The sequence below is a fragment of the Sphingomonas psychrolutea genome (assembly GCF_014636175.1).
GTDB classification, from domain to species: domain Bacteria; phylum Pseudomonadota; class Alphaproteobacteria; order Sphingomonadales; family Sphingomonadaceae; genus Sphingomonas; species Sphingomonas psychrolutea.
On record NZ_BMDW01000007.1, the window covers coordinates 1 to 21,427 of the forward strand.

Here is a 21,427-nt window from a genome sequence, read left to right on the forward strand (position 1 = left end):
ATCCCACACGCAGGCACTCGACCTTGGGCTATCTCAGCCCCATGGACTTCGAGAAGCAGGCTCATGTAGTCTAACTTGGTGTCCATGGGACCGGCAGCAACTCAGAGCTCCTTGGCGAGTGAAGATATGGACGAGTGCCCGATGTTACCCATGCCGCAGAACATTGCGCAAACGGGCAGCCCCTTTACGAGGTTGAATACTTTGTTACCGTGGGCGTAGACGTTTACGGTCTCTCCGCCTTCGACCACTGACAGAGCGCTATCTGCTGCAAACACCAGGCAATCGTGCACTTTTACGGCAACACAGATCGTCATCGCAGGCTCCCCAAAGCGCTTTGAATCGTTCTTTTCCCAACAAGTCAAAGTTTTTGGCGGATCATCCCGCTATTATTTGCAAAGTGTGGCGGAAGAGACTCAATCGGCAGGGAGATAAATCTCCCCACCCTCGGCCTTAAACCGCGCGCTCATCTCCTCCATTCCCTTGATCGCCGCTGCCTTGCTCGCCGCTGCCGTCTCGGCACTCGTCGGGCCGCTGGCGATAAACCCCTCGACGCCCTGATTCTACTTGCCCGCGAAGGCGCGAGTTCGGGATCGTGCCCTGCCCCGGGCAGGTCACGATTTGCTGCCCTACCGGCAGCAAATTCCCGAACTTCCTGCATGATCTTCATCGAGCAGAAATGCGCGGTCTTGGCGCCTTCTGCGGGGAGCGTTTCGACGTGATAGAGTTCGGCGCTGCCCGGATCGCGCGACAGGTTGAACGGGTCGCGCCAGCGGAATTCGAAGCAGGGGGCCTCAGCGGACGAATTCGTCCGCACCGGCCCAGGTCGACATCCAGAACTTATCGTCCTCGTTGTCGTCGGGAATATTGGTGACGAGGTGCCACAGCGTCCGAATCGTCTGTACGCCGCCCTCTTCGACCAATTGCCCGGTCCAAGAGGTAATCGAGCCGCTCGGCAGCCACAGTACGGTGAAGGCGATCAGATCACCGATCGTCACGCCGTTGATAACGCCTTGAACGGGCGCGCCACCGCTGCTTGACGCCGAATTGTAAAGTCCCGTCACCGAGCTGCCGGTAATCGCGAGGTCCATGAACGAGTTCATCTGGTTGCGCCAACGCCCGGTGAAATTGGGCGGGGGGGCCAATGCAGGCGTAGCGCCCGCCGTTTGGAGCGCTTGTTCGTGCAACATACGACTTCCCCTTCTCGGTGCGAATAGCGTCAGCCTAACGAACTGTTCGGGTTTGGCCAAGCCAAGCTACAACAAGTGGGGATATCTTACTGCCGCACTTGGCCGAACGTCTCAATCGTGCTCCCGCCCACCAGCGCCAATGTACAGCTCGCGCCCTGACGCATTGTAGAGCGCGCTCATCTCTTCCATCCCCTTGATCGCCGCGGCCTTGCTTGCCGCTGCGGTCTCCGCACCGGTCGGGCCGCTGGCAATAAAGCCTTCGACGCCCTGATTCTGCTTGCCCGCGAAATCGCGCACTTCTTGCGTGATCTTCATCGAGCAGAATTTCGGGCCGCACATCGAGCAGAAATGCGCGGTCTTGGCGCCTTCTGCCGGGAGCGTCTCGTCGTGATAGAGTTCGGCGGTGTCGGGATCGAGCGACAGGTTGAACTGATCGCGCCAGCGGAATTCGAAGCGCGCGCGGCTCACCGCGTCGTCGCGCATCTTGGCGGCGGGGTGGCCTTTCGCCAGATCGGCGGCGTGGGCGGCGAGTTTGTAGGTCACCACGCCGACTTTCACGTCGTCGCGGTCGGGCAGGCCGAGATGCTCCTTCGGCGTGACGTAGCAAAGCATCGCGGTGCCGTACCAGCCGATCATCGCCGCCCCGATGCCGCTGGTGATGTGGTCGTAACCCGGCGCGATGTCGGTGGTGAGTGGCCCGAGCGTGTAGAAGGGCGCCTCGCCGCAGACTTCGAGCTGCTTGTCCATATTCTCCTTGATCTTGTGCATCGGCACATGGCCGGGGCCTTCGATCATCACCTGGACGTCGCTCTTCCACGCGCGGTGGGTGAGTTCGCCCAGCGTGTAGAGCTCGCTGAACTGTGCTTCGTCGTTCGCGTCGGCGATGCTGCCGGGGCGCAGGCCGTCGCCGAGGCTGTAGGCGATGTCATACGCCTTCATGATCTCGGTGATGTCGTCGAAATGTTCGTAGAGGAAGCTCTCCTTATGGTGGCTGAGGCACCATTTCGCCATGATGCTGCCGCCGCGGCTGACGATGCCGGTGACGCGCTTGGCGGTCATCGGGACATAGGCGAGGCGGACGCCGGCGTGGATCGTGAAATAATCGACGCCCTGCTCGGCTTGCTCGATCAGGGTATCGCGGAAGATTTCCCAGGTGAGATCCTCGGCGACGCCATTCACTTTCTCGAGCGCCTGGTAGATCGGCACGGTGCCGATCGGGACGGGCGAGTTGCGGATGATCCATTCGCGCGTGTCGTGGATGTTGCGCCCGGTCGAGAGGTCCATCACCGTGTCTGCGCCCCAGCGGATCGACCACACCATCTTGTCGACTTCGGACGCGACATTGCTGGCGACGGCGCTGTTGCCGATATTGGCGTTGATCTTGACCAGGAAGTTGCGGCCGATCGCCATCGGTTCGGATTCGGGGTGGTTGATGTTGTTGGGGATGATCGCGCGGCCCCTCGCGATCTCATCGCGAACAAACTCCGGCGTGACGTAATCGGGGATTGACGCGCCGAAATCCTGCCCGTCGCGGATGAGGGCTTCTTTCAGCTGCGCGCGACCGAGATTCTCGCGGATCGCGACATATTCCATCTCGGGCGTGATGATGCCGCGCCGCGCATAGTGCATCTGGCTGACGTTGTGGCCCGCCTTGGCGCGCAAGGGGCGCTTGATGACGTGCGGGAATTGCGGGACGCCGGCCGAGCGATCGGGCCCGGTCAAGCCGTTATCCTCGGGGCGGGTTTCGCGCGCGTCGTACGATTCGACATCACCGCGCGCGACGATCCAGTCGCGGCGGAGTTGCGGCAAGCCGACCGAGATGTCGATTTGCGCATTTGGGTCAGTATAGGGACCGCTGGTGTCATAGACGCGCAAGGGCGGCTCGCCGCACGACGGTTCGAGCAGGATCTCGCGCATTGCGACGCCGGCGCCGGGGATATTGGGCGAGGCGACGTGGATCTTGCGGCTGCCGCGGATCGCGCCTGTCGTGACGCCAATTTCAGTACGGGCGGGGATGTCGGCCATGCGTGTCGCTCCAAAAATCGGAGCGGGGCACGGGTTTCGGGGTGGAAACACGCTCCCTCCCTCCGCCGGTGAGTCCTTGAGGGGTCAAGGGGCCGGATCAGGTTCAGCGGGTCGTGCGTCGTTACCGCACCTCTCAGCCACATGGCTCCCCGGGGATAGTGACAACACTAGGCGCAGCCAGCGGCTGCGTCCAGCCTCGATTCAGCTCGCCGCGCTGGTGCGGATGTTGCCGTTGAAGCCGTTCGGGAAGAACCCGCCGCCAACCACCGCATTGCGGTTGAGATAGACGATGTTGAGCACCTGGCCCGCGGTGCGGCCGAAGATGAGGCCGTTGCTGTCGGTCGGCACGAGGTTCGACATGGTCGCGTCGCCGACAATGCCCTGGTCGAGATCGGTCGTGCCGTCGAGGCTGTCGCGCGCATCGCTGATCAGCCCGGCATTGGTGCGCAAGCTGGGCGTGGTCAGACCCTTCGAATAGAGCACGGTGCGGATCAATCCGGCATGATACGCCTCGGTCGCGAGAATCCCGGCGGCGGCGTCGATCAGCAAGGCGGTGTTGATCTGTGCGGCGGCACCTTTGTACGCGGTGACGCCGACATCTTCGAAAATATACGCGCCGAGCAGGAAATTCTCGTCGTTCAAATAGGGATCGAAGGTACCGGTCGAACTGACGATCCCCGCCGCGCGCGCAAGCGCGGTGAAGGCGCCGGTCGCGCTGCCATCGATGTTGAGCGCGGGCTGCGCGACGGCGGCCGCGCCAAGCGCCGAACGCAGCAACGCGACGTGGGCGATTTCGTCGGCCGCGATCTCGCGGGCATATTGCTGGACCACCGGATCGGTGAATGTGACTTGGCGGCCGCCGGTGACGCTCCCCTGAACGGTGGTATTGCCATTACCATTGGCGAGCAGCACGGCCGGAATGCCCGCACCGGTGACGGCATAGCTGTAAAATTGCGCCTCGAGATATTCGAGGTTGAGCGCGAAGTTGAGCGTATCCTGGTCCTGCAGCACCGCGGTCGAACTCGGGCTTGGCGTTGGCGTCACCGTGCTGGTTGGCGTCGGCGTCCCGCCGCCACAGGCGGCGAGCAGCGCACTGCCCCCAACCGCGAGCGTCGCGGTACTGGCGCTGCGCAGGAACGCGCGGCGCTCGGACCGACGCCGTTCGCTGGCATCGAGCGCGTGGAGGAGAAGGTCGCTGTCGATCACTGGGAAACTCCGATCGGAATAATCACTGGCTGGCGTCGCACCACAATCAGTCGGGCAATCAGTTGGCGGAACTGGTGACGTAGGAGCCGTTGAGGCCATTCGGGAAGAAGCCGCCCTTCGACACCGACAACCGCGTCAAATAGACGATGTTGAGCACCGCGCCGATCGAGCGACCGTAAACGGTGCCGTCCGCCGCGCTGGGCACGATGTTGGAGGCAAGGCCGAGCAAGGCTGTGGGGACTTGCGGGGCATAGGACCCCGGCGTCGTGGTCGAGGTCAGCGATGCAGTGAGCGTGACGGGTGAAATGCCCTGATCATCGTCGGTCGTGCCGTCGAGGCCATCGCGTGCATTCGAAATGCCGTCGGCCGAGGTGCGCAGCGACGGCGTGTCGAGCCCCTTGCGGTACAAGACGGTGCGGATGATCGAGGCATGATACGCCTCCGCCGCGAGGATCCCGGCAGCGGCATCGAGATAGAGCTTGCTCTCCAGCAGCGTCGCCGCACCTTTATAGGCGGTGACCCCGACATCTTCGAACAAATAGGCCGCGAGCAGGAAATTCTCGTCGCTGGCATAAGGATCGAACGCTGCCCCGCTGGCGACCAGTCCGGCGGCAGCGGCGGCGACGCTGAACGCGCTGGTCGCGGTGCTGCCAATGTCGATCGCGGGCTGCGCGACGGCGGCGGTGCCGAGCTGGTTGCGCAGGAAGGTGACATGCGCGACTTCGTCGGCGGCAATTTCGCGCGCATATTGCGCGACGAGCGGATCGGAGAAGCTGACTTGACGCCCGCCCGTGACCGCGCCTTGCGTCGTCGTACTGGCGCTGCCCGGGGTCAACAGCGTGTTGGCCAAGCCAGCGCCGGTCACCGCGTAGCTGTAAAATTGCGCTTCGAGATATTCGAGGTTGAGCGCGAAATTGAGCGTCGCGGCATCGTTGACCGATTGCGCAGTGGCCCGCGACCCCAACGTGACCGCCGCTGCGCCCACGGCCGCGACGGCACCAGCCCCCAACGCGGTGCGAAAGAATTCGCGCCGTTCGTTACGGCGTTCGGCGCGCCGCTCGAGTTGCGCGATCAGCGCGGCATCCGTGTCCCCGGCGTCCATCACAGTATCGGTCATTGGGGCGAACCCTTTTGCTTAAAACACTTCACTATTCCGGGATGCGTGGCACCGACCGGGCGGCGACGCAAGACGGGATGTGGCGGATCACGCCCGTTTTGCGTCGGTAGCCTTGCTTCACCGGACAAGGTGAACCCGGTGTGAATGCGTCAGAATGTATAGGCTACACCGACCGCACCCAGCCACTGGCTCTTTGATCCCGCGATGCGCACGACCGGGCTGTACGAATAATCGTTGAGCAACCGCGTATAGCCGCCGCCCGCGACGATCTTGAAGCCGTGGAGCAAATTGCCGGTCAGCGAGTAGGTCGCGAAGCCGCCTGCGGTATAATTCTTCCAGCCCTTGCGCGCGTTGAAGGCAGGCAGGCCACTGGCGATGCTTTGCGTCGGCGTGATCGTGAAATAGGTGTCGGCATAGCCTTGCCCGACATATTGCGCCGATCCGTAAAAGCCGACCGCTGCCTTGCGGCTGAGCGGCGTGATGTAGTTGATCGTCGGCTGCCAGATATAGCTGCGATGCGCGCCGGTCACACCCTGACGATAGCTGACCGAAACCGCCAGCCGATCGTACGGACTGGTAATGATGCCGGTCTTGCCGAGGCCGACATAGCCGCCGAGTTCGACTGCGGTGCTGCGCTTGCCCAGCGCGCGAATCCGTGGGTCGTCGATCGTCGACAGCGTCGACCGGTCGAAATTGAGCACGGCGATCGGCCCGAATTGGAGGTCGATCTTCTGCCCTGGGCGATTCGAGATCAGATCGACGCTGCCGCGGTTGCCGATCACCGAGAAGTTGAAGCCCTTGACCGACCCGATCGCAACCGGTCCTGGCGAGATGCGGTAATTGTCCGATCCGTCATAATCGGGCACATAGGCGCCGCCGATCCCGATCGTGACGCTGTCCTTATCGTAATCATCGGCAATTTGCGGGTCGGTCGCGGCGGACGAGGTGGCGTCTTGCGCAAGGGCGGGGGCGGCACCGGCCACAAAAAGGACGGCGGCAGCGGCAAGAAAACGGGAATCAATCACGCGTAGCTCCAAAGACAGGGGGTTTGGGGCAGTAACGCCGTCGCGATGCTTTGGGTCCGCGCGTCGACGTCAGAACAAGTAACGCATCCGCACCTGTTGCGTTTCGGCATCACTGGTCAGCGTGAAGCGCGCGGCGGCGAAGCGCGGCGGTCCGAAAGTGACGGGGGGGTTGCGCGAGAAGCCGAAACCTTCGCGCGGGATGCCGGCGAACGTGTCGAGCTTGCGATTGCCATTCTCGTCATGGATGACGGCGACTGCATAGTCCCCGCGCGCGAGCCCGTCGAAGCGAATATTGGTCGCACTCGCCGGGATCGACCGCGTAACTGCCTGCGCATCGTCGATGCAGGCCGGAAAATTGGCGGGGTCGGCGGTCAGGCAGACGCGCACGAAACCCTTGTGCGAGCGCAGATTGGAGACAACGACCGACAGTTCACCCGTCGCCACCGCTCCGGGCAGCGACAGCAGCGCCGCTGCGCCCAGGCCGCTTGCCAGCGCCAGCTTGCGCATCGGCTGCCCGCGCATGGCTCTTGGCGAAATCGCCGACGCCGCGATCGGTGCCGCAGATCCGGTCCCAGAAACGGAAATAGAGTCCATAATTGCCCCGATACAGTTCGTGGTGGCGTTGATGATGACTCGCGGTGATGAGCCAACCCCCTAATCGGCCCTTCCACATGAACGCAGGAAAGACTTCCCAGCCCATATGATTTGTCACCCCCATAACCGTCATTATGGTCAACACCAACCCAAGCGCTGCGACGTGGATCGGAATCCCGAACACAAGTAGCGGAATTATCACAGCGCCGGTGACCGCTTCGATCGGGTGAAACGCCATCGCCGCCCAGGCGGTGGGCGGGCGGCTTTCGTGATGGACCGCATGCGCGATACGGAACGCGCGCGGCGTGTGCATCCAGCGATGCGTCCAGTAAAACCATGTATCGTGCGCGAAAAGATACAGAAAAACCGAGACTGGCGCGTACCATAGGGGCCAAGTGTTGCTGTCGGCGTAGATCATCGTCCAGCCGCGATTCTGCCACCCCCAGGCGACGACGCCGGCGGGAATGCCGTAGATCAACGCCGAGGCGAGGCTCCAGGCGATCTCGCGGCGGATCTGCGGGGTGAGGCCGACATAGAGGCCGGGATGGCGCGCCCGCGTCGCGACATCGAACGCGCCCGACACGATCAGGTACCGGATACCGACAATAAGCGACATGGCGAGCGCCGAGACGATGATCGCGATCGGGACAGCGACCGGGATAGCGAGCGGGATGGCAAAGAGCGTGGTCATCGCCGCGAACCTTACACAGGGCGAAGCGATCCGTCACGCGCGCGCGCTTGCGCCACGGCGCATTTCGAGTATCGCTCTTCACCATGCCGACCACCCACATTTGCGACTTGGCCATTGTCGGTGGCGGGCTGGCCGGTGGGTTGATCGCGCTTGCTTTGGCCAAGAAGCGGCCAGGACTCGACGTGCGGATCGTCGAGGGATCGCCGTCGATCGGCGGCAATCATTTGTGGTCGTTCTTTGCCAGCGACATTGACGAGGGCAATCGCTGGATCGTCGCGCCGCTCATTTCCTACGGCTGGACGCAGTATGACATCGCCTTTCCGGCGCACAAAAGGACGCTGAAGAGCCCGTATTATTCGATCGAATCGGAGCGGCTCGACACCGTCGTCCGTGCAACCTTGCCGCCGAGCGCGCTGATGACCGGTCGCAAGGTGCTCGCCGCCAGCCCGACCGCGGTCGTGCTCGCCGATGGCGACCGGATCGAGGCGAAAGGCGTGATCGATGCGCGCGGGCCCGGCGATCTCAGCTTGCTTGATCTGGGCTGGCAGAAGTTCGTCGGCATGGAATTCGCGCTCGACGAGCCGCACGGCGTCGACCATCCGATCGTGATGGATGCGACGGTGGAGCAGATCGACGGCTATCGCTTCGTCTATACCTTGCCGTTTTCGGCGACGCGGCTGTTCGTCGAGGACACCTATTACAGCGACACGCCCGATCTGTACCGCCCGAAGCCCGGCAGCGGGAGCAACAGCGACCCGATTGCCGAGCGCGTGCTGGACTATGCCGCCGCGCATGGCTGGCAGACCGAGCATATCGTGCGCGAGGAATCGGGCGTGCTGCCGGTGACGATGGGCGGCGATTTCGAGGCTTACTGGCAATCGGGCGGCAATAAGGTGGCCAAGGCGGGGATGCGCGCCGGGCTGTTCCACCCGACCACGGGCTATTCGTTGCCCGATGCGGTGCGGATGGCGGCGCTGATCGCGACCGCGAGCGACCTGTCGGGGGCGGGGCTGCACGCCTTGACGCACGATTTTGCAAGAAGGACGTGGAAGGCGCGCGGCTTCTACCGTATGCTCGACAAGATGTTGTTTCGCGCTGCCGACCCTGACGAGCGTTACCGTGTTCTTGAGCGCTTCTATCGGCTCGATCCGCAATTGGTGCGGCGTTTCTATGCGGGACGATCGACACTGTTCGACAAAGCGCGCGTGCTGATCGGCAAGCCGCCCGTCACGATCCCGCGCGCGATGCGCGCGATCGGCTTGCTGCCCTCGGCCAAGTCATGAGCGGGCGGACGGCGATCGTCATCGGCGCGGGCTTTGGCGGGCTTGCGCTGGCAATCCGGCTGCAATCGGCAGGCGTCGAGACGGTGATCGTCGAGGCGCGCGACAAGCCCGGCGGGCGCGCATACGTGTGGGAAAAAGACGGCTTCACCTTTGACGCCGGGCCGACCGTGATCACCGATCCGCCGTGCCTGCAGGAGTTATGGGCGCTGACCGGGCGCGACATGGCCGATGACGTGACGCTGGTGCCGGTGATGCCCTTCTACCGGCTCAATTGGCCCGACGGCGTTTCGTTCGATTATTCGAACGACGAAACCGCGCTGCGGGCCGAAATCGCCAAGCTCAACCCCGAGGATGTGGCGGGCTATGCCAAGTTCCTCGATTATGCGGCCGGCGTGTATGAAGAGGGCTATCGCAAGCTTGGCCATGTCGCGTTTCTCGACTTTGCGGCGATGATCAAGGCAGCGCCCGGGCTGTTCAAATATCAGGCGTGGCGCTCGGTCTATTCGGTTGTTTCGTCTTATGTGAAGGACGAACATCTGCGGCAGGCGCTGTCGTTCCACACGCTGCTGGTCGGCGGCAATCCGATGAACACGAGCGCGATCTACGCGCTGATCCACAAGCTCGAAAAAGACGGCGGCGTGTGGTTTGCGATGGGCGGGACCAATCAGTTGATCGCCGGTATGGTGACGCAGTTCGAGCGGCTCGGCGGCGTGCTGCGGTTGGGCGATCCAGCGGTCGATATCGCGACGATGGGCGACCGCGCGACCGGAGTCACGACCGCGAGCGGATGGCATAAAGATGCCGACATGGTCGCGTGCAACGGCGACGTGATGCACATCTATCGCGACTTGCTCTCCTCCTCGCGGAGTGCGCAGCGCACCCGCAAGGCACTGGTGCGCAAACGCTATTCGCCCTCGCTGTTCGTCGTGCATTTCGGGATCAAGGGGACCTGGCCGGGTATCCCGCACCACACGATTCTGTTCGGGCCGCGCTATCAGGGCCTGATGGCCGATATTTACGATCATGGCGTGCTGCCGGAAGATTTCTCGCTGTATCTGCACCACCCGACCGTGACCGATCCGTCGCTGGCGCCCGCGGGGGATTCGACCTTTTACGCGCTGGCGCCGGTGCCGCATCTCGGCAAATTCCCGGTCGATTGGGACGAGATCGGACCGATCCTCGAAAAACGCATTCTCGACGAGATCGGGCGGCGGCTGATCCCCGACATTCATGAGCGGATCGTCACCAAATTTTCGTACACGCCGAAGGATTTCGCGGGCGATCTCAATGCGCATCTCGGCAGCGCCTTCTCGCTCGAACCGATCCTGACGCAAAGCGCCTGGTTCCGGGTGCACAATCGCGACGACCATATTCCGAACCTGTATTTCGTCGGCGCAGGCACGCATCCGGGCGCGGGGATTCCCGGCGTGGTCGGGAGCGCCAAGGCGACCGCGGCGTTGATGCTGGAGGCGGGGCGCTAGCGACCATCTTGGCGCAAAAAGCGTCTCGCATTTACCGCGAAAAGTGTCATTCTTCACCGCGCGATTCGTGTTGGCGGCGGTCCGCCGCACGCACGAGATGCGACTGCAACGGGGGATCAGATGGCTTCCGCAACGCCCGCCGCGCCGACCAACAAAGCTGCATCCAGTCTTGCGTGGATCGCCTATACCGATTCCGACTTCGGCTACGTCGTCGCGGCCGACTTCAGCGATGGGCTCGGGCACATCGGCGCGGCGGCGAACGGCCCTTGGACGCTCGTATGGGGTCCGGCCTTCAACGATGGGATCGTGTCGTATGCGGCACGCGGTCAGGACGGAACGCTTGCGGTCGCTTTCCGCGGGACCAACCCGGCTTTCGTGACGGGGGTCTGGACGAACTTTGTCGCTGACGCCAATACCAGCCTGGTCACGTGGCAGTTCCCGCAGTCGCTCAAGGCCAAAATCACGGCCGGAACCAATGCCGCGTTGGCGCTTGCGATCGCATCCACCGATCCGAACAGCGGCCAGACGCTGTTGCAGTATCTTTGCGAGTCGTTGACTGCCAATCCGACCCATGTCCTGGTTACCGGCCACAGTTTGGGCGGTGCCCTGGCCAACGTCGCCGCGCTGTGGCTGTACGATCAGTTGCCGCGCTACAACGTCACCGCGACGATCTATCCGATGACCTTCGCGGCGCCGACGATCTCGGACCAGACCTTTCAGACGGCGTTCAACACGGCGTTCCCCGGCTACAGTCCGATGGTGAACACCAACGATGTCGTGCCAATGGCGTGGAACAATATCACCGGAATTCAAAAATCGTTCACCGGTCCGACCAACGCCGGTCAAACCTATCCCACACTCCTCGATTACGATTGGGCGCTGTACTACGTTCTGGAGACCCTTTGGCTCGCTCAAGGCGACTATTATCCGCTGGGCGCGGCGGACACGTTCACCGTCGACCCGGTTCCCGTCAATGCGCAGAGCTATCCGAGCTGGCCGGAAGAGGTTGTTCTGATGCACTCGATGCAAGACGTGTATTATTACAACGTGTGGGGGGTCAGTGCTCCCCCGCTGAACCACGCGACGACGCTGATCGCCGCCGGGATGATGCCGCAAGCCAGCGACGAGACGACGTTGGTCATGCTGCCGACGCGGCGTGGCGGAGCGCGACCGCCATCACCCGGACATGCCCCAGCCTAGCCTCGCTTTTTTCGAGCCACTCCACCCGCGAACCGCGCCGCTGTCGCGATATCGGCGCTTGTCGCGCACGCGCGGCTCGCCTAGCCAAGGCGCATGAAACGCCTCGCCATCTATTGCGGCTCCGCCACGCCCGCCGACCCGGTCTATATCGATTGCGCGCGCGAGGTCGGGCGGACGCTCGCCGAGCGCGGGATTGGCGTCGTGTATGGCGGCGGGCGGCTCGGGCTGATGGGCGCGGTGGCGGATGCCGCGCTGGCGGCGGGCGGCGAAGTGATCGGGATCATCCCGCAGGCGCTGGTCGATGCCGAAGTCGCGCACCAAGGCTGCACCGAGCTGCATATCGTCGGGACGATGCATCAGCGCAAGCAGGCGTTCACCGATCTCAGCGACGGCTTTGTCAATTTGCCGGGCGGCACCGGCACGATGGACGAACTGTGGGAGGCGCTGAGCTGGGCGCAGATCGGCTATCATGCCAAACCGGTCGGGCTGCTCAATGTCGCGGGCTATTACGACCATCTCGTCGCTTTCTATCACCATATGGCCGAGGTCGGCTTCCTGCGCGCGCAACACCGCGACATTCTCATCGTCGATACCGCGCTCGACGGATTGCTGACGCAAATGGAGCGCCACGTGCCGGTGACAACGATCACCAAGATCGGCGCGAAGGACCTTTGAGCGGCGCGCATTCCGGTGCGAGCGGGCCCAGCCGGGACGCGATCGTCGCGACCGCGCAGGAAGCGATCGCGCGCGGATCGCGGAGCTTTGCTGCCGCCAGCCGTCTGTTCGACCGCGCGAATCGCGAGCGCGCGTGGCTGCTCTACGCCTGGTGCCGGGCGTGCGATGACATTGCCGACGGGCAGGACCATGGCCATGGCATGACCGGTGTCACCGATGGCCCCGCGCGGCTCGCCGAGATTTCCGCCAAGACCGAGGCGGCGCTGGGGGGTGCGGAGATCGGCGATCCCGCTTTCGATGCGCTCCGCCTGTTCGCCGCCGAGGTGAAGCTGCCCCCGGCCTTGCCGCGGGACCTGATCGCGGGTTTTGCGCTCGATGCCGAGGACTGGCGGCCGCAGACCGAGCAGGATTTGTACCTGTATTGCTACCATGTCGCAGGCGTCGTCGGGTGCATGATGGCACTGGCAATGGGGGTGTCGCGCGACGATGACGCCACCTTAGACCGTGCTTGCGATCTCGGTCTGGCCTTCCAGCTGGCGAATATTGCGCGCGACGTGGGCGAGGATGCGCGCGCCGGGCGCTGCTATCTGCCACAGGACTGGCTCGACGAAGCGGGGATTCCGGCGGACGATCTGCTCGCGGTACAATATCGTGATGCGCTTGGGCGCTTGGGCGCGCGCCTTGCCGAGCGCGCGGCAGCGTATGAAGCGAGTGCGCGCTTCGGGACCCCGGCTTTGGCGTTCCGCTCGGCCTGGGCGGTGCTGGCGGCGGCCGACATTTACGGGGCGATCGCGCGGCAGGTCGCCGCCCTCGGGCCGCGGGCATGGGATAAAAGGGTGTCGACATCGGGCGCGGCAAAGATCGGCATGATGGCCCGCGCCTGGGGGCAAGCGCGGGAGCGGCACGCGCTGTATCCCGAGCAGCCGCGCGACCCGGCCTTGTGGACGAGGCCGCGCGCTGCGCTGCGCTGATCACGGCGATTGCGGCGCAAGGTCGCCATCGCAGATTTACCCCGATCCGCGGCGCGCCCGAACGGTGCCTGGCATCTCGTGCAGGGTTCGACCGGCGACTTGGACAATTCGGGGGATGGCGGATTGAGCAGGGCCGGATTGAGCAGGTGCAAAACCTCGCGATGATCGGACCGGTGTGATGCACGATTTTTCCGCCCTGATCCGGGGGGTACCAGGCCATCGACCCGATGATCTTCAATGTCTTGAACGCGCGCTTTACTCCGAACTACGTGCCGATAGCGCAGGTAAAGTGCAGTAAGCGCCGTCAGGCATTCCCCGCTTGAATCCTATGACTGTGTATCTCCGTCATCATAGCAATATGTGCCATTGGCTAAACTTACGAGTATTGTAGATAATAAGGTTTATGTAGAATAAATGACATTCTGCATGTAATATAAGAGACAAATACGTAACGACCGTTGACTCTGACAGAATCAGTGATATTTATTGTCCGCGAGTTCGGCGTTTAATTTGATCAGTTTTGGATGTTTATTGGTTGCTGTGGTGCACAATGCGCGACGGCAATTGCGCGGAGGTGTGCGTGGCTGCTACAGGCATGGACTTGCTCGCGCTCTTGCAGCCGCTCGCTTTGCCCGACTTCCTCTCGCGTCATTGGGAGCGTGAGCCGCTTCTGCTGACCGCCAAGCACGACCTGCTCGATCGCTTGCTTGGCGAAGGTGATCTCGAATCGCTGATCGCGTGGCACGGGCGTAGCGGGCAGCCGCCGTTCAGCGTTGCCAAGAACAGTGCGGTCGGCCCGCGCCATACCAGCCGTCCGCTGCCCGATGCGCGGCGCGCTTATGATGCCGGCGAGACGATCTTCGTTCCCGAGATTCACTTGCGCTGGGGTCCGTTCGCGGACTTTTGCCGCATGCTGGAGACGGCGTTCCGCCATCCGGTCGGCGCAACCTTGGTGTTCAGCCCTCCCAACGCGCAGGGGCTGACCCCGCATTTCGATGCCGCCGCGGTGTTCGCGATGCAGATCAGCGGCGAGAAGACCTGGAAAGTCGCGCGCCCGGTGCGCGAGAAGCCGTTGTTTGGCGATCCGCTGACCGATCTGCCGGCTTTACCCGAGCCGCATGTCGATTACCGGCTGACGCCGGGCGACGTGCTGTACGTGCCGATGGGGTTTCCGCACATCGCGCTCAGCGGCGCGGCACCATCGGTGCACGTCTCGGTCTATATCAACTGCATCCGCGCGCGCGACATGATCGCGCGGGCGTTGGCGCTGGCGGCCGATGCCGACGTCGCATTCCGCCAGCCGCTGGCACCTGGCCTGCTCGGGTCGACGGATGGCGCAACCGCGATCGCCGCCTTGTTCCGCGATCTGGCGGACCGGCTCGCCAGCGGCTTCGATGCCGAGGCGACGCACGGCGCGCTCGTCCATGAGATGCTGGGGCAAATGCATCCGCACCCCGCCGCGCGCTTCAACTGGGGCAATGCCGTGCTCGATAGCGATCAGCCATTGCGCCATGCGCCCGGTCTGCTGCCGTTCGTCAGCCAGAGCGATGGCGCGGCGGTGATCGCCTATCCCGGCGGCCAGACGCGCGGCCCTGCCGACATTTTTCGCACTTTGGTCTTCGTCGCGGAGACGCCGCGCTTCCGCGTCCGCGATTTGCCCGGGCTCGATGCCGCAGGTCAGCGCGTCCTCGCCGAGCGCCTGCTGAGCGAGGGCGTCCTCGTTCCCGACACCGACCACGGCCCTGATTTCGGCGGCGACCTGCGCGCCGCTGCCCCCGAACACGCGGCGTTGGTGCCGTCCGTGTAATTCCCCTGTCCGCACCACTGGAGAATGCGTCATGAGTTCCGCACAGAACCTGATCACCAAGATTGCGACCGACGAAGCGTTCCGCAAGGAGCTCGATGCTCTGCCCGTTAGCGAGAAGTTGGGCTTCCTGTCCGAGAACGGCTTTGGCGACGTCACCCGCGACGACATCCAGCACGCGATCGAGCCGGCCGTGATGTCGCTCAGCCCCAACGATCTCGCCACCGGTGGCCTCGTCGCGGCGAGCGATACGGTGACGACCACGACCACCACGACGACGGTGTTCGCCGGCGCGGCCGCAGCGGTCGCCGCTGCCTGACATCGACCTTCAGGGAGTCCTCTTCCCGGGGACTCCCACCCTTTGTCGAGAGACACGCAATGGCCGAGCCGATCCTGTTGCGCGGCGCGCCGCTCAGCGCGCGCAAGCGTTTCTTCGAAGCAACCCACCGCACCGTGTCGCCGGCCGAGACGCTCGAGCGGTTGCGGCCGCATTTGCGCACGGCGGGGGTCAGCAGGCTCGCCGATATTACCGGGCTCGACCGTGTTGGCATCCCGACCGTGCTCGCGCATCGGCCGAATTGCCCGACCTTGGCCAATGCCGCGGGCAAGGGCTTCACCTTGGTCGCGGCGACGGTGTCGGCGGCGATGGAAGCGGTCGAGATCTATCATGCCGAGGCGATGCAGCTCGACGTGGTCGAGGCGAGCTGGGCCGAATTGCCCGAGGAGGCGCGGATCGCCCGCGATTTGCTCCCGCTCAATCGCCTCGCTTTGTTCGATGACGACAAGCCCTATCATTGGGTCGAGGCGTGGGACCTGATCGGGCAGCGCCCGGTCTATGTGCCGCAAATGTGCGTCGGCATGGCGCCGCCCGCTGGCCAGCGTCCGCTGATCGACCGGCCGTTCGCGATGGGCAGCAACGGCCTTGCCGGGGGCAATCACTTGCTCGAGGCAATCGCCGCCGGGCTTTACGAAGTGGTCGAGCGCGATGCGGTGGCGTGCGACCGGCTGCTGGTCACGACGATCCCGCAGACCTGGCGACGCGTCGATCCAACTCTTGTCGATGACCCCTCGGTCGCCGATCTGTTGCGGCGGCTCGGCGAGGCCGATCTCGAACTCGTGCTGATCGACTGTACCGTCGACACGCGCGTGCCGTGCTACATGGCCTTCGTGTTCGAGGCCGAATACCGCCACAGCGGCGGGACCAAGGGCTATGGTGCGCATCTCGACCCGGCCGTCGCGATGGTCCGCGCGATTACCGAGGCGGTGCAGGCGCGGCTGATCTTCATCGCCGGATCGCGCGATGATTATTTTCGCCGTGACCAGTTCGCGCATCAGCTCGCCGACAGCGACGCGATGGTGAACGACATGCTGGCACTGGCGTTCGATCCCGACGCGGTGCCGCTGCCCAGTGCCGCAAGCGACAGTTTCGAGGAGGATGTCGCGACGATCCTCGACCGGCTCCGCGCCGCCGGGATCGATCAAGCGCTGGTGGTGGATCTCACCGACCCGGACATCGATATCCCGGTCGTTCGCGTGCTCGTGCCGGGGCTCGAAGGCTATATGTTCGATCAATATACGCCGGGCCCGCGCGCGCTCGCCTGGGTCGAACGCCACCGGAGCTTGCAATGACGGCGGCGCGCGTATGGCAGCGCCCGCCGCCTGAGGAGACCATCGCGCTTGTGCTGGAACGCAAGGGCGCGCTCGGGCTGACGCGGCTGGCCGACATTACCGGGCTCGACCGGATCGGGATTCCCGTGGTGCTCTCGGTCCGTCCGACCGCGCGCTATCTCAGCGTCGATGCCGGCAAGGGGATGACGCTGGCCTTCGCCCGCGCCTCGGCGGCGATGGAGTGCGTCGAGCGTCATGCCGGTGAGAATGCCCGGCCGCCGCAATGGCGCGCGTCATATGCCAAGGTCGCGCAGACGCACCGCGTGATCGCGCGCGGCGACTTGCCGATCGCGCGCGATGCGCCGTTCGACGCGCGGCTGCCGGTCGACTGGACGCTGGTGCGCGATCTGGCCGATGGCGAAGACGTGGCGGTCCCGCTCGAGCTCGTCGCGCTCGACCGTTATCGGCGGGGTGCTGGCGACATCATGCCGTTCCAGACCGGATCGAACGGGCTGTCGGCGGGCAATACGATCGACGAAGCGATCTTCGGCGGCCTGTGCGAGCTGATCGAGCGCGATGCGATCGCGATCATGCGCTACGCCTGGGAACGGCATGATCGCCCGCCGCCGCGGCTTCGGCTCGGGCCTGGTGCCGCGGGGATCGGCGTGGCGACCCGCGCGCTGCTCGACCGCTATGCTGCGGCTGGGATCGAGGTTGTCGCGTTCGACTGTTCGAGCGAGATCGGCGTGCCCACGGTCATGGTCTATGCGATCGACCGCGAGACGCCCGAGCTCGGCCTGTATCGCGGCTATGGCTGCCACCCCGATCCCGAAATCGCGCTGCAACGCGCGCTGACCGAGGCGGCGCAGGGGCGGCTGGTGATGATCGCCGGATCGCGCGACGATCTGTTCGGGCATACACGTCATCTTGAGGCGCAAGGCTGGCGAGCCATGGGTCAACCCTGCCATCGGCGTTCGCTTGTGCCAGCGGCTTGGTGAAATCTGCATCGGGCCGTGGCAGCGTGTAGGTCGCGTTGTCGGATCGACGGCGGCCGCCCGCAGTTGCTCGGCCGAGATCAGGGGCCTCGGCGCCGACTGGTCGGAATTCTGAACCGGGGGAAGTTGGGCAGCCGTTGCAGCCGTACTTTGAGATCCGAACCAAAACAGGATCGGAAAGAGAAGGTACCCGGGAAACGAAGAACGCGCGGTGGCGATTTTTATCTCAACGACAAACGACCCAGCCGCCGGATAGGTCCACACAGGTGCGGCGGCGGCGCATGCTCCGATATTGCGGCGCAGCGGCCTTGCTTTCCGGTGGGTCGCATCTGTAAGACAGCTGCATTCGCTTGGACCCGGTGCAAACCCGGGTGGCTATTCCGGCCGCCGATCCGCCGGACAACAGCACTCACGTCCTTTTTGATCCCGGCGGTTGTCGCGCGGGATCGTGCGCTATGTGCGGACACCTCATGACCTTCAACCTGCCTCAGTACCGAAACGAATGGATCCCGATCGGCGGCACGGCGTCGCGCGAACTCCTTGCCGGTATCGTTGTTGCGCTCGCCTTGATTCCGGAAGCCATTGGTTTTTCGGTGATTGCGGGCGTCGATCCGCGCGTTGGGCTGTATGCGTCGGTTGCGATCGCCATGACCATCGCGTTGATCGGCGGTCGTCCCGGCATGATCTCTGCGGCAACTGCGGCGGTTGCCGTCGTCGTCATACCGCTAGTGCGCGATCACGGCGTCGCGTATCTGCTTGCGGCAACGCTTTTGATGGGGCTGATTCAGATCGTTGCCGGGGTATTACGCCTCGACCTTTTGATGCAGTTCGTCTCGCGCTCTGTGATCACCGGCTTCGTCAACGCGCTGGCGATCCTGATCTTCATGGCGCAGGTGCCGCAACTGACCAACGTCGGCTGGCAGACCTACGCGTTGGTCGCGGGTGGCCTCGCGATCATTTATGGCTTCCCGCGGCTTAGCCGGGCGGTCCCCTCGCCGCTCGTCGCGATCGTCGTGCTCAGCATCGTCAGCATCGCGATGGGCCTGCCGGTCAGCTCGGTCGCCGACATGGGCACGCTGCCCGAAGGGTTGCCAAGCTTCACCGTGCCAACAGTGCCCTTGTCGCTGGAAACACTGCAGATCATCCTGCCATATTCAGTGACGATGGCGGCGGTCGGTCTGCTGGAATCGCTGCTGACCGCACAGATCGTCGACGACATGACCGATACCGACAGCGACAAGCACCGCGAGTGTGCCGGACAGGGTGGCGCGAATATCGTGGCGGCGCTGTTCGGCGGCATGGGCGGCTGCGCGATGATTGGGCAGTCGGTGATCAACGTCACCTCCGGTGGGCGTGGGCGACTCTCGACCTTCGTCGCAGGGGCGTTCCTGCTTTTCCTGCTGGCCGTGCTCGGCCCGTTCGTCGGTCGCATACCAATGCCCGCCCTTGTCGCTGTGATGATCATGGTGTCGATCGGCACATTCAGCTGGAATTCGATCGCGAATCTGCGGCGCCACCCGCCGACCTCTTCGATCGTGATGCTGGCAACGGTCGTCGTGGTCGTGGCGACGCGCGACCTGTCGCAGGGCGTGCTGGCCGGCGTGTTGCTCTCGGGTATTTTCTTTGCCGGGAAGGTGCGCCGGATGGTTGCGGTCGAGCATTCGGTCGAAGATGGCGTATCGATCTATCGCGTCACCGGCCAAGTGTTCTTTGCCTCGGTCGATCGATTCGCCGCGGCGTTGGGCAGCGCAGACGATCGGTCGTGCGTCACGATCGACGTTTCCGGCGCCCATTTCTGGGACATTTCGGCGGTCGCCGCGCTCGACAAGATCGTTGGACGGATGCGGCGCGACGGTCGCCATGTCGACATCATCGGCTATAACCGCGCCAGCGCCGATTTGATCGATCGCTTTGCGCTACACGACAAGACCGGGGTCGAGATCGGACTGACGCCGCACTGAAGGCCAGCATCAGCCTTCAGCAGGGGCGCCCGCCGCTGCTGCCACAAGGCAGACCAGCCCGATCGCGGCAAACCCGCTGCGCAACGCCCAGCCATCGAACCTGAGCGCGAACGTGCGGACTGGCTTTAGCGTTGGGAAGCGTCCAAGTGCAAACCGCTGTTTCGGCGAGGCCACATTCGCAGTGGTGCAGCGATGCGCCCGGACTAAGTGGAGATCCCATGAAATTGCCCATAAACCGCCGGTGGAGGGTATTGCTCAGGCGCCACGGCCCCGCCTCCGTGATGTGGCGGCGCCGCGCTGCGATGGCATTGGGTGCGATCACGATCGGCCTTGCCGCCTTGCTCTTCGCCCGGCTCGCGGATTCCGCCAGCACCGTGTTCACCGCGACGGTTCACGCGATTTGGTGGCTGCCGCTGATCGCAACGCCGCTGGCCTTTGTCGCCATCGCGTGGATGACCCGCCGCTTCGCGCCCGAAGCCGCAGGCTCGGGCATTCCGCAAGTGATCGCGTCGGTGCACCAGCCCAAAGCGGCGTTGCGCAAGCTGATCTCGCCCAAAATTGCCGCGATCAAGGGCGCGTTTACGCTTCTTGCCTTGCTGTGCGGTGCGTCGGTCGGACGCGAGGGGCCGACGGTACAGATTTCAGCAGCGATTCTTGGCTGGTATACCCGGCTGTTCCGGGCGCCGATCCGCGCATCGATGATCATCGCCGGGGGTGCCGCGGGCGTTGCCGCTGCCTTCAATACCCCGCTTGCGGGGGTTACGTTTGCGATCGAGGAATTGGCCGATGCCTATGAACAGCGCGTCGCGTTGCTGGTGATGACGACAATCCTGCTTGCCGGCATCGTCAGCCTCGGGTTCGCCGGAGACTATGTGTATTTTGGCGCCGTTGGCGAACATATGAGCGTGGGATCGGTCATCCGCGTCGCCCCCGTTGCAGGCGTTCTTGGCGGCCTGAGCGGGGGTCTCTTCGCCCGCGCCATGTTGAACATCGGGCCTGCGCGCGATCGGTGGGTGCCGTGGTTCAAGGGACGACCGATCGTCTGGGCGTTCCTGTGCGGGGTGGTTGTCGCCTTGCTCGGGGTCGTCACAGGATTGACGTGGGGAACGGGCTATTCGGCGGCGCACGCCATCATCGATGGGACGAACGCTCCCTATTGGTTCGGCCCGGCGAAGTTTACCGCAACACTCGCCACGGCATCGTCGGGCCTTCCGGGTGGCATCTTCGCGCCCTCGCTGGCGACCGGCGCGGGGTTGGGGGCCTTGCTACGGCCGCTTTTCCCGGACGATCCCGGTGGCGCGGTCGTGTTGCTCGGCATGGTCGCATATTTCACCGGGGTTGTTCGTGCCCCGCTGACCGCCGTCATCATCATCGTCGAGGCAACCGCCAGCCGCGGGCTGATCATGCCGTTGTTCCTGTCGGCATTGATCGCGCATTCGGTGTCGACGCTGGTCTGCAAGGAGCGGTTGTATCATGGTCTTGCAAAGCCGTGGCGCACGGCGCTGAGCGGACCGACCGCATGACGTAACCTCGCCGCCGGTCCTCGATCCGATCATCCCGGGCTGGTGCTCCACCGTTTAGGGGCCTTGCCGCACGCGCGACGA

18 protein-coding genes, 1 pseudogene, 1 riboswitch and 1 other annotated feature are annotated in these 21,427 nt (G+C 64.2%); of the genes and pseudogenes, 11 read left to right on the forward strand and 8 right to left on the reverse strand.

The annotated features are described in order from the left end of the window. Positions 1-413 precede the first annotated feature (413 nt). From IEV62_RS18225 to IEV62_RS07110, 8 genes and pseudogenes are all read right to left on the reverse strand, one after another. A pseudogene (locus tag IEV62_RS18225) lies at positions 414-781 on the reverse strand (phosphomethylpyrimidine synthase ThiC); the annotation flags it as partial. A 10-nt stretch (positions 782-791) separates the two neighbouring features. Next, complete coding sequence (locus IEV62_RS07080; protein ID WP_188446179.1) at positions 792-1,187, reverse strand: avidin/streptavidin family protein; 396 nt, start codon at positions 1,185-1,187, stop codon at positions 792-794. Positions 1,188-1,298: 111 nt separating this feature from the next. After that, on the reverse strand, positions 1,299-3,212 hold the full coding sequence (thiC, locus tag IEV62_RS07085; RefSeq protein WP_188446180.1) for a phosphomethylpyrimidine synthase ThiC: 1,914 nt from the start codon (positions 3,210-3,212) through the stop codon (positions 1,299-1,301). 40 nt (positions 3,213-3,252) lie between these two features. Beyond that, positions 3,253-3,374: riboswitch (TPP riboswitch) on the reverse strand. Between the two features lie 39 nt (positions 3,375-3,413). Beyond that, positions 3,414-4,418, reverse strand: coding sequence for a ferritin-like domain-containing protein (locus IEV62_RS07090; protein WP_229732893.1), 1,005 nt, complete (start codon positions 4,416-4,418; stop codon positions 3,414-3,416). Positions 4,419-4,476: 58 nt separating this feature from the next. After that, on the reverse strand, positions 4,477-5,535 hold the full coding sequence (locus IEV62_RS07095; protein WP_188446182.1) for a ferritin-like domain-containing protein: 1,059 nt from the start codon (positions 5,533-5,535) through the stop codon (positions 4,477-4,479). Positions 5,536-5,684: 149 nt separating this feature from the next. Beyond that, on the reverse strand, positions 5,685-6,557 hold the full coding sequence (locus IEV62_RS07100) for a MipA/OmpV family protein (RefSeq protein ID WP_373868578.1): 873 nt from the start codon (positions 6,555-6,557) through the stop codon (positions 5,685-5,687). Between the two features lie 72 nt (positions 6,558-6,629). Beyond that, a complete protein-coding gene (locus IEV62_RS07105) occupies positions 6,630-7,067 on the reverse strand; it encodes a DUF2141 domain-containing protein (protein WP_188446184.1) in 438 nt (145 codons plus the stop codon). Next, positions 6,991-7,845, reverse strand: coding sequence for a sterol desaturase family protein (locus IEV62_RS07110; RefSeq protein WP_188446185.1), 855 nt, complete (start codon positions 7,843-7,845; stop codon positions 6,991-6,993). Before IEV62_RS07110 ends, IEV62_RS07105 begins: the two co-directional genes overlap by 77 nt. 83 nt (positions 7,846-7,928) lie before the next feature. Between IEV62_RS07110 and crtY the strand changes: the two genes are divergently transcribed. The 11 genes from crtY to IEV62_RS07165 all read left to right on the forward strand — a co-directional run bounded on the left by crtY (position 7,929) and on the right by IEV62_RS07165 (position 21,346). Further along, the gene (gene crtY / locus IEV62_RS07115) at positions 7,929-9,128 is read left to right on the forward strand and encodes a lycopene beta-cyclase CrtY (RefSeq protein WP_188446186.1); all 1,200 of its coding nucleotides are present in this window, start codon (positions 7,929-7,931) and stop codon (positions 9,126-9,128) included. Then, positions 9,125-10,609 carry a phytoene desaturase gene (locus IEV62_RS07120; protein WP_188446187.1) on the forward strand — a complete coding sequence of 495 codons (1,485 nt, stop codon included), beginning with the start codon at positions 9,125-9,127 and terminating at the stop codon, positions 10,607-10,609. Before crtY ends, IEV62_RS07120 begins: the two co-directional genes overlap by 4 nt. 120 nt (positions 10,610-10,729) lie before the next feature. Then, complete coding sequence (locus IEV62_RS07125) at positions 10,730-11,809, forward strand: lipase family protein (RefSeq protein ID WP_188446188.1); 1,080 nt, start codon at positions 10,730-10,732, stop codon at positions 11,807-11,809. 93 nt (positions 11,810-11,902) lie between these two features. Continuing rightward, the gene (locus IEV62_RS07130; RefSeq protein WP_188446189.1) at positions 11,903-12,484 is read left to right on the forward strand and encodes an LOG family protein; all 582 of its coding nucleotides are present in this window, start codon (positions 11,903-11,905) and stop codon (positions 12,482-12,484) included. After that, on the forward strand, positions 12,481-13,455 hold the full coding sequence (locus IEV62_RS07135) for a phytoene/squalene synthase family protein (RefSeq protein WP_188446190.1): 975 nt from the start codon (positions 12,481-12,483) through the stop codon (positions 13,453-13,455). Before IEV62_RS07130 ends, IEV62_RS07135 begins: the two co-directional genes overlap by 4 nt. A 580-nt stretch (positions 13,456-14,035) precedes the next feature. Beyond that, on the forward strand, positions 14,036-15,262 hold the full coding sequence (locus IEV62_RS07140; protein WP_188446191.1) for a JmjC domain-containing protein: 1,227 nt from the start codon (positions 14,036-14,038) through the stop codon (positions 15,260-15,262). A 31-nt stretch (positions 15,263-15,293) separates the two neighbouring features. Beyond that, on the forward strand, positions 15,294-15,578 hold the full coding sequence (locus IEV62_RS07145; RefSeq protein ID WP_188446192.1) for a Nif11-like leader peptide family natural product precursor: 285 nt from the start codon (positions 15,294-15,296) through the stop codon (positions 15,576-15,578). Between the two features lie 59 nt (positions 15,579-15,637). After that, on the forward strand, positions 15,638-16,888 hold the full coding sequence (locus IEV62_RS07150) for a YcaO-like family protein (protein WP_188446193.1): 1,251 nt from the start codon (positions 15,638-15,640) through the stop codon (positions 16,886-16,888). Beyond that, entirely contained in the window at positions 16,885-17,865 is a 981-nt protein-coding gene (locus IEV62_RS07155; protein ID WP_188446194.1) for a YcaO-like family protein, read from the forward strand. The genes IEV62_RS07150 and IEV62_RS07155 overlap by 4 nt, the downstream gene beginning before the upstream one ends. A 346-nt stretch (positions 17,866-18,211) precedes the next feature. Further along, positions 18,212-18,267, forward strand: a sequence feature (sul1 is cis-regulatory element that is thought to sense ions involved in sulfur or methionine metabolism; They are found in Alphaproteobacteria). 65 nt (positions 18,268-18,332) lie between these two features. Then, complete coding sequence (locus IEV62_RS07160) at positions 18,333-19,823, forward strand: SulP family inorganic anion transporter (protein ID WP_188446195.1); 1,491 nt, start codon at positions 18,333-18,335, stop codon at positions 19,821-19,823. A gap of 218 nt (positions 19,824-20,041) precedes the next feature. Then, the gene (locus IEV62_RS07165) at positions 20,042-21,346 is read left to right on the forward strand and encodes a chloride channel protein (protein WP_188446196.1); all 1,305 of its coding nucleotides are present in this window, start codon (positions 20,042-20,044) and stop codon (positions 21,344-21,346) included. Positions 21,347-21,427: the final 81 nt, after the last annotated feature.

Bases quoted from the DNA above. Each gene is read 5' to 3' on its own strand.
- IEV62_RS07080 (WP_188446179.1), bottom strand. From the start codon at position 1,187: ATGTTGCACGAACAAGCGCTCCAAACGGCGGGCGCTACGCCTGCATTG.
- thiC (WP_188446180.1), bottom strand. From the start codon at position 3,212: ATGGCCGACATCCCCGCCCGTACTGAAATTGGCGTCACGACAGGCGCG.
- IEV62_RS07095 (WP_188446182.1), bottom strand. From the start codon at position 5,535: ATGACCGATACTGTGATGGACGCCGGGGACACGGATGCCGCGCTGATC.
- IEV62_RS07105 (WP_188446184.1), bottom strand. From the start codon at position 7,067: ATGCGCAAGCTGGCGCTGGCAAGCGGCCTGGGCGCAGCGGCGCTGCTG.
- IEV62_RS07110 (WP_188446185.1), bottom strand. From the start codon at position 7,845: ATGACCACGCTCTTTGCCATCCCGCTCGCTATCCCGGTCGCTGTCCCG.
- crtY (WP_188446186.1), top strand. From the start codon at position 7,929: ATGCCGACCACCCACATTTGCGACTTGGCCATTGTCGGTGGCGGGCTG.
- IEV62_RS07120 (WP_188446187.1), top strand. From the start codon at position 9,125: ATGAGCGGGCGGACGGCGATCGTCATCGGCGCGGGCTTTGGCGGGCTT.
- IEV62_RS07125 (WP_188446188.1), top strand. From the start codon at position 10,730: ATGGCTTCCGCAACGCCCGCCGCGCCGACCAACAAAGCTGCATCCAGT.
- IEV62_RS07130 (WP_188446189.1), top strand. From the start codon at position 11,903: ATGAAACGCCTCGCCATCTATTGCGGCTCCGCCACGCCCGCCGACCCG.
- IEV62_RS07145 (WP_188446192.1), top strand. From the start codon at position 15,294: ATGAGTTCCGCACAGAACCTGATCACCAAGATTGCGACCGACGAAGCG.
- IEV62_RS07150 (WP_188446193.1), top strand. From the start codon at position 15,638: ATGGCCGAGCCGATCCTGTTGCGCGGCGCGCCGCTCAGCGCGCGCAAG.
- IEV62_RS07155 (WP_188446194.1), top strand. From the start codon at position 16,885: ATGACGGCGGCGCGCGTATGGCAGCGCCCGCCGCCTGAGGAGACCATC.
- IEV62_RS07160 (WP_188446195.1), top strand. From the start codon at position 18,333: ATGACCTTCAACCTGCCTCAGTACCGAAACGAATGGATCCCGATCGGC.
- IEV62_RS07165 (WP_188446196.1), top strand. From the start codon at position 20,042: ATGAAATTGCCCATAAACCGCCGGTGGAGGGTATTGCTCAGGCGCCAC.